Below are 6,921 nucleotides of genomic sequence, written 5' to 3' on the forward strand. Positions count from 1 at the left end.
CGCGCGCCGGTCGGCCCGACGGCGCGCCGCCGCCCGGCGGGTTCAGTCCTCGAGCTGGTGCCACGTCGGCTCCCGCCGGGCCACCCTCGGCAGGCCCTTGAGCTGCTCGAGGCGATAGCGCACGCCCCGGCGGGTCACCCGCACCGCCGAGTCCTTGATGATGTCCTGGCTCATCTTGGAGGCCCCCACCTCGCGCTCCACGAACGTGATGGGCACCTCGACGATCCGCAGCCCGGCCCGGACCGCGCGCCAGGTCAGGTCGACCTGGAAGAAGTAGCCCTGGGCCGTGTCGTCACCCAGGCCGAGGGTCCGCAGCGCCGAGGCACGGTAGGCCCGGAACCCGGCCGTGGCGTCGTGGACCGGCATGCCCAGCAGGATCCGGGTGTAGAGGTTGCTGCCGCGGCTGAGCAGCTCGCGGTGCCTCGGCCAGTTGACCACCGAGCCCCCGGGGATCCAGCGGGAGCCGATCACGACGTCCGCGTCCCGCAGCGCTTCCAGCATCGCCGGGAGGCGGTCCGGCGGGTGCGAGCCGTCCGCGTCCAGCTCGACCAGCACGTCATACCCGTGGGCGAGGGCCCACTCGAATCCGGCCAGGTAGGCCGCGCCGAGTCCTTCCTTGCCGGGCCGGTGCAGCACCCGCACCTGCCGGTCGTCACGGGCCAGGTCGTCGGCGACTGCGCCGGTGCCGTCCGGGGAGTTGTCATCGAGGACGAGCACGTCCGCCTCCGGGACCGCCGTGCGCATCCGGGCCACGATCTGTGGGAGATTCTCCCGCTCGTTGAAGGTGGGGATCAGCACGACGACCTGGCCCACCGGACCCCCGCGGGATCCGGTGGAGCCGACGGAAGCCTGTGTCATTCGCGTCCTCAGGGTTCGCGGGTCTGGGGTTCGGGGCGTTGCGCCACCCTACCGAGCCGTCGCCGCCCGATCCCCACCAGGATCAGCAGCGCCGCGGTCGCCGACGCCACACCCTCGGGCCAGTCCCCCACGCGGTCGGCGAGCGTGATGTCGTCTCGCAGGGGCAGCTGCCCCGAGAGCAGCGCTGCTGTGAACAACGAACTGCGCTGGTGGACCGTTCCGTCGGGGGTGATCAGTCCACTGACCCCGACCGTGGAGATGTGCACCACGGAGCGGCCGTGTTCGACCGCCCGCAGCCGCGAGATCGCGAGCTGCTGCTGCGACTCGTCGGAGTAGCCGAAGGTGGCGTTGTTGGTCTGGACCACGAGCAGGTTGGCGCCCGCGTCCACCGCGTCGCGCACGAGGCCGTCGTAGGCGACCTCGAAGCAGATGGTCGGGCCGGCCACGATCGTCCCTGCGTGCCGGGACGGGACCGTGAAGATGCCCACCTTGTGGCCGGCCGTGAAGTCCCGGCTGACCAGGTCGACCTTGTCGCTGAAGTGCCGGAAGAACGACCGGTAGGGGATGTACTCGGCGAACGGCACCGGGTGTCGCTTGATGTAGCGGTCCACGGGCCCCTTGCCGGGCAGGTAGAGCAGGCTGGCGTTGGACACGTCCGGGGCGGGCTGGTCGAGCACCGCCCCGACGATGACGGGGGCGTCGATGTCACGGACCGCGTGGTTGATCTCCTCGGCGGCATCGGCGTTTCGCAGCGGGTCGATGTCGGAGGAGTTCTCCGGCCAGACCACGAGGTCGGGCTGCGGCAGGTCGCCCGAGCGCACCTCGCGTGCCGCGGTCTCGGTCAGCGTGGCGTGGTTGTCGAGGACGGCCCGCCGCTGCGCGTTGAACTCCAGCCCGGCCTGAGGGACGTTGCCCTGGACCCCCATCACAGTGACCTTCGGTCCGTCCACCGGGGTCGGGATCAGGACCGGCAGGAAGGTGAGTGCGACCGCCCCGGCCACGGCTGGGACGCCCTTGAGCACCCGCGCGAGCACGCCCCTCTCGGTCCGTGCCCACACCACCCGGGCGACACCGGCTGCCAGCCCTCCCCCGGCCAGCGCCACCGCGAACGTGACCAGCGGCGCACCCGCCCAGGCCGCGAGGTGGACGAGCGGCGAATCGGCCTGGCTGAAGGCGAGGCGTCCCCAGGGGAACCCGCCGAACGGCTGCCTGGAGCGCAACCACTCCTGGGCGACCCAGAGCAGGGCGATGACCAGCGGTCGCACCCGCTGGTGACCGGCGAGCGACGGCCACCGCTGGCGCCGTCCGAGGAACGGCCGACCCTGCAGCAGCCCGCTGGCGCATCCGAGCAACGCGATGAAGAGGGCCTCCAGGACCGACAGCGCGAACCAGGGCGGTCGGCCGACGTAGATGCCCGACCAGGACAGCAGGGGGATGAAGCAGGCGCAGCCGCTGACCAGGCCCAGCAGGAACCCACGCCCCGGCCCGGCGTCCCGGGTGGCCAGCGCCAGGAGGGCAACGCCGACGATGGCGAGGGGCCACAGGTTGTGGTCGGGAAACGCCAACCAGAGCGCGAGGCCGGAGCCGATCGCGAGGAGGTAGCGGTGCACGAAGCCACGTTAGGACACGAGAGAGCCCGTGCTGCCGTTGGGACCAACTCCGTGCCGACCGGCTGCCGACACAGGGCTGTTGTCTACTAAGCGCACGGGCTCTCCCGTCGTCCGCATCCCGAGGGAACAACTGGCAGACGGGCGGCAGTCTCCGTGGATCTGGTTGCACGGCGGCTGCGCGCGCAAGCCGCCCTGGACCCCGGTTCTACCTCGCCGTCGACCGCCGAACTCTGGGAGGAACTGCGGGCAACTCGCCAAAACCTACCCCTTGCCAGTTCTCTGTCAACCGGCCGCTGACCTGCGACGATGCGCAAAGGCGCAGGTCAGCGGCTCTGCCACGAAATTGCCCGCGCGACAGTCTTTTTGGGCCCCTCGGCGTGTCGCGGACGACACGCCGAAAGGTCAGGTAAAGGCTTCACCAAGTCGCTCGGAAGGCGTGGTTGTTGCTGGTGGAAGGCGTCACCGATGACGCCCTCCGCCAGCAACAAGGGGAAGACATTTCAGTCGAACGCGCCCTCGCGATCGAAGACGGTCCGCCCCCGGACGACGGTGCGAAGGTTGACCGGCAGGTCGGCGTCCTCCGACAGGTCGGGCAGTCCGGGCGTGCCCGAACGGGGGTCGGTGCTCCAGGTCTGGATGCGGTCGTCCGGTGCCTGCACGACCAGGTCGCCGACCGACCAGACGGCGAAGGTCTCCGGCTGCCCGAGGTCGAGGTAGCCCCGGTCGTCGATGCCCGCGGCTCGCCAGCCCCCGCGGGTGTGTGCGAGGAAGGCCGACCGGGCAGAGATGCGCTGGCTCGGCTCGTGGTGGTTGACGCAGGCGCGGATCGCCTCCCACGGCCCGAAGGGCGTGACCGGCGTGTCCGAGCCGAGAACGAGCGCCACTCCGGCGGCCGCCATGCTGCCGTAGGGGTTGCTGGCCAGGCTCCGTGACGCACCCAGCCGGGCGCCATACATCCCGTCCTTGCCGCCCCACCAGGCTTCGAAGACCGGCTGCACGCTCGCGTAGATCCCCAGCTCGACGAGCGTGGCGATGGCCGCCTCGTCGACCATCTCGATGTGCTCGAGGCGGTGCCGGGCAGCTCGGACGCGGTCGGCTCCGACGAGCTCCGCGGCGGCGCGGAAGCCCTCGGTGATGGTGTCGAGGGCGGCGTCGCCGATCACGTGGAAGCCAGCCTGCAGCCCCGCCAACGTGCAGGCTGCGACGTGGTCGCGCACGGTGTCCACGTTGAGGTATCCGTAGCCGCAGTTGTCCGGGTCCGCCCCGTCGAGGTAGGGCGAGCGCACGTGAGCCGTCCGCGAGCCGATCGAGCCGTCCGCACACAGGTCGCCGGCCAGACCGCGGACGCCGTAGGCGCGCGCGAGCTCCCGGGCCCTGGCCTCGCCGTCGACCAGCTCACCCCAGTAGGGGACCACCTGCGGCCCGTCGCCCCGTTCGCCCGCGGCGACGACGTCGGCCAGGTCCTCGGGAGCGCCGATGTGTGGCGCTGCCATCTCGTGGACCAGCCCGATGCCGGCCTCGGCCGCCGCGCGCATCGACAGGTCGATGTAGTGGCGTCGGTCCGCCGGGGTGATGCCGGCGTAGAACATGTCGCGCACCGCGTGGTGGGCCTCCCGGACCACGACCCCGGTGCCGCCCCAACCGTCGAGTCCCTGGGCCCGCGCCGAGGTGGCCAGGGCGGTCGTGACGCAGGCGGAGTGCGCGTCGACGCGTGGCATGTAGACGACCCCGCCGAAGGTGGCCCGGTCGAGCTCCTCACTCGTGGCCGGCCGCCCCTCCGGCCAGTTGGTCTCGTCCCAGGAATGCGCATAGAGCGGCCGCCCCCGGCCGTGGCGCGCCGCCGTCTCGATGAGCCGCAGTGCCTCCGTCAGGGAGGAGGTCTGCGACAGGTCGACGCCGTCGAGCCCCTGCCCGGTCATCGAGGAGTGCACGTGCCCGTCGACGAACGCGGGTGTCACCAGGCTCCCGTCGAGCTCGACCACCTCGTCGACACTGTCCGCGTGCCCGGTGGCGGCCTCGTCGGAACCGACCCAGGCGATCTTCCCGTCCTGCACCACCATGGCCGTGGCGAACGGGTCGACGGGGCTGTAGACGAACCCACCGCGGTACAGGGTGGACGAGGGCGATGCGGCTTCCTGCTGAGTCATGTGCTCAGTCTCTCCGCCTGCCGGCACCGTTCGGCACCGGGGTCGGCGCGGGCGTGGCTCAGCCCAGCGCCCGCACGTGGTCGAGCAGCTCGCACCGCAGCGGGGCGACGTCGAGCCGCTCACGCAGCGGGTGGACCGCGTTGGTGAGCAGCACCGTGGTGCGGTGCAGGTCGCGGTCGATGACCAGGGCGGTGCCGGTGAACCCGCCGTGTCCGACGCTCTCGTGGCTGCTGCGGCCGCCGAGGCGCAGGTTGCCGAGCCGCAACCCGATGCCCTGCTCGAACTCCGCCTCGACGCCGTCGGGCAGTTGCTGCCGCGTCATCTCCCCCACCGCGGACTCCGAGAGGATGCGCCGGCCGGTCGCCGGGTCCTCGCCACCGCAGCGCAGCATCTCCCCGAATCGCAGGACATCGCCCGCCGTCGCGAACAGGCCCGCGTTGCCGCCCTCGCCACCCAGCTTCCAGCTCGCCTCGTCGTGCACCACGCCCTGCACCATGCCCCGCGCGTTCTGCGACTGGTGCTCCGTGGCGGCGCACCGCGTGCGGTCCTCGGCCCCCGGGTGGAACATCGTGTCCCGCAGGCCCATCGGCCCGGTGATGAACCGGTCCACCAGCTCGGGGAGTCGCGCACCCGCCACGGCACGCAGCACCAGGGTGGTGACCAGGTAACCGACGCACGAGTACTCGTGGCGCGCGCCCACCGCAGCCTCCCGGCCGGTGGCGCGCACCACGTTCCACCGCTGCTCGACGTCCTCGGGCCAGGCCTGCCACTGGGTCACCGACGGCAGCCCGGACGTGTGGGTGAGCAGGTGGCGCAGCGTGACCTCCTCGCCGGCGCCGAGGCCCGGCACGTACTTCGCCGCCGGGTCGTCCAGGGCCAGCGCGCCCTCGTCGACCAGGCGCAGCACGACGGCCGCCGTGTAGAGCTTGGTCACCGAGGCGAGGTCGAACAAGGTAGTGGGCCGCACCTGCTCGAGCCGATCCTGCGGCAGCCGTTGCTCGGCGCTCTGCCAGGTCGCCAGGTGCCCGGCCTGCTCCTCGTGCACCACGGCGCCATCGAGCGCAGCGGCCAGGGCGGCGCCGGACACACCTGCGCGGATCAGTGGGGCAAGGAGTGCGGTCGTCACCGGGCCAGCCAAGCACACGGCATACCGGAGCGAGGCGGGTCAGGCACCCTGACGGTACTGTCCCCAGGAGAGCGACCAGTCGCCGTAGACGTCCCAGACCGGCAGAGCCTTGCCGCCGGAGTGGCTCACCTCCACCACGTCCCCGATGCCGAAGTGGCGGTAGAACCACTTCGCGTTGGCGGGACTGAGGTTGATGCAGCCGTGGGAGACGTTGCGCGAGCCCTGCTCCGCCACCGACTCCGGGTTCTCGTGGACGTACTCGCCGCTGTTGGAGATGCGCAGGGCCCAGTACTCGGTGAGCTTGTAGGCCTTGGGACCCGAGCACACGCCATACGTGCAGGAGTCCATCACGACCTTTTGCTGCTTGGACGAGATGACGTGGATCCCGCTGTGCGTCGGCATGTCCGGCTTGCCGAGCGAGATCGGCAAGCTCCTGACCCGGTGCCCCTGGTGGTAGACGGTCAGCGTCTTGGTGGCGCCGTTCGCCCTGGCGACCCACGCGTCGTGCACGTGGTAGGTGGCCTCGTTGTCCGCCGCGCCGTAGACCCCTCCGCCGAGGTCGGTGCCGAAGACGTCGGCGCGCAGGTGGATCGTCGTGCCGGGCTTCCAGAAGTGCTTCGGCCGGTAGTGCACGTGCTGGTCGTCGATCCAGCGCCACGCGCCGGGCTGAGCCGGTGTGGAGGTGACGTGGAGCTGTTCGAGAGCCGCCTTGCGGTCGGTGACCGGCTTGGTGAACTGCACGCCGATCGGCAGGCCGATGCCCACCTGGTCACCGACGATCTCCGGCGCCGGCACGACCTGGGCGTATGCCGTGCTGCGCGGCGACAGGGTGGACACCGTGGTGGCGTCCCGGCTGGTGCGCCCGTCGCCGTTCAGGCCCACCGTGCGGACGCGGTAGTCGGTGCCGAAGTCGAGGTCGCCGTGCGACGTCCAGCGGTGGTGGTCCTGGGCGAAGTCGCCCGGGACGTGGTGGCCGGCGTCGTCGGTGACGGCCACCGAGCGGAGCCGTCCCTCGCTGGCGGTCACGACGATGGGGGTCACCGGGCTGATGTCGTTGCTTGCCCGCGGGCGCACGGTGATGGCGACCGGGGGCGCCTGTGGAGCGGCCGAGGAGGTCGCCGTCGAAGGGGTGGCGGAGGGGGCCGACCGGTCGGCGGGCGAGGATGCCGAGCCGGGGCCG

Annotated in this window: 5 protein-coding genes; all 5 read right to left on the reverse strand. The window is 71.7% G+C overall.

Annotated features, from left to right (window positions below; all coding sequences use genetic code 11):
- Positions 1 to 42: 42 nt before the first annotated feature.
- A complete protein-coding gene (locus tag FRW57_RS15005; protein WP_152186365.1) occupies positions 43 to 858 on the reverse strand; it encodes a polyprenol monophosphomannose synthase in 816 nt (271 codons plus the stop codon).
- 8 nt (positions 859 to 866) lie between these two features.
- Entirely contained in the window at positions 867 to 2,468 is a 1,602-nt protein-coding gene (gene lnt / locus FRW57_RS15010) for an apolipoprotein N-acyltransferase (RefSeq protein ID WP_152186366.1), read from the reverse strand.
- Positions 2,469 to 2,968: 500 nt separating this feature from the next.
- Positions 2,969 to 4,615, reverse strand: a complete 1,647-nt coding sequence (locus FRW57_RS15015; protein WP_152186367.1) for an amidohydrolase — start codon at positions 4,613 to 4,615, stop codon at positions 2,969 to 2,971.
- A 58-nt stretch (positions 4,616 to 4,673) separates the two neighbouring features.
- Positions 4,674 to 5,741 carry a serine hydrolase domain-containing protein gene (locus FRW57_RS15020; RefSeq protein WP_162308151.1) on the reverse strand — a complete coding sequence of 356 codons (1,068 nt, stop codon included), beginning with the start codon at positions 5,739 to 5,741 and terminating at the stop codon, positions 4,674 to 4,676.
- 39 nt (positions 5,742 to 5,780) lie between these two features.
- Positions 5,781 to 6,815, reverse strand: a complete 1,035-nt coding sequence (locus FRW57_RS15025; protein WP_275263151.1) for a L,D-transpeptidase — start codon at positions 6,813 to 6,815, stop codon at positions 5,781 to 5,783.
- Between the last annotated feature and the right edge of the window lie 106 nt (positions 6,816 to 6,921).

The sequence above is a fragment of the Segeticoccus rhizosphaerae genome, assembly GCF_009192725.1.
In the GTDB taxonomy this organism is placed as follows: Bacteria; Actinomycetota; Actinomycetes; order Actinomycetales; family Dermatophilaceae; genus Segeticoccus; species Segeticoccus rhizosphaerae.

Bases quoted from the DNA above. Each gene is read 5' to 3' on its own strand.
- FRW57_RS15005 (WP_152186365.1), bottom strand. From the start codon at position 858: ATGACACAGGCTTCCGTCGGCTCCACCGGATCCCGCGGGGGTCCGGTG.
- FRW57_RS15015 (WP_152186367.1), bottom strand. From the start codon at position 4,615: ATGACTCAGCAGGAAGCCGCATCGCCCTCGTCCACCCTGTACCGCGGT.